This is a genomic window from Bradyrhizobium sp. NBAIM08, from assembly GCF_020193935.1.
Classification (GTDB): Bacteria; Pseudomonadota; Alphaproteobacteria; order Rhizobiales; family Xanthobacteraceae; genus Bradyrhizobium; species Bradyrhizobium yuanmingense.
Genome location: NZ_JADYVR010000769.1, coordinates 1 through 416, shown reverse-complemented (window position 1 = coordinate 416; position 416 = coordinate 1). Strand labels below are relative to the sequence as shown.

Here is a 416-nt window from a genome sequence, read left to right as displayed (position 1 = left end):
GTCCCGGGACCGAGCAGGCGATGCGACTTCCTCGCGAGGCGGCGGGCATAATCCGTTTCCAGCCACTTGACGACGCGGGCCATGGCGTGGACGGCATTGCGCCCCAGCTCCGGCTGCGAGCCGTGCGCCGCCCGGCCGTGCGTGCGCAACGTCAGCCACAAGTCGCCCTTGTGCGCCGTGATGACCTTCAGCCGCGTGGGTTCTCCCACAATTGCGAGGTCCGCTCGAAAACCGCGGGCGGTCAACGCGCGCGAGCCGCCTTGATTATTTTCTTCATCCACGAGGGCGGCAAAGACCACTTCCGTTTCCTTGGGACGCGAAGCGCTGTGGGCCACGGCCAATAATGCCGTGAGCATCGCCGCGACGGACCCCTTGGTGTCGCAGGCGCCGCGTCCGAACAGGCGGTCCCCCTTTCG

1 protein-coding gene is annotated in these 416 nt (G+C 67.3%); it reads right to left on the bottom strand.

The annotated features are described in order from the left end of the window. Positions 1-416, bottom strand: a 416-nt coding sequence (locus I6F37_RS41975; protein ID WP_225154669.1) for a M20/M25/M40 family metallo-hydrolase, incomplete at both ends; no start/stop codon positions are given.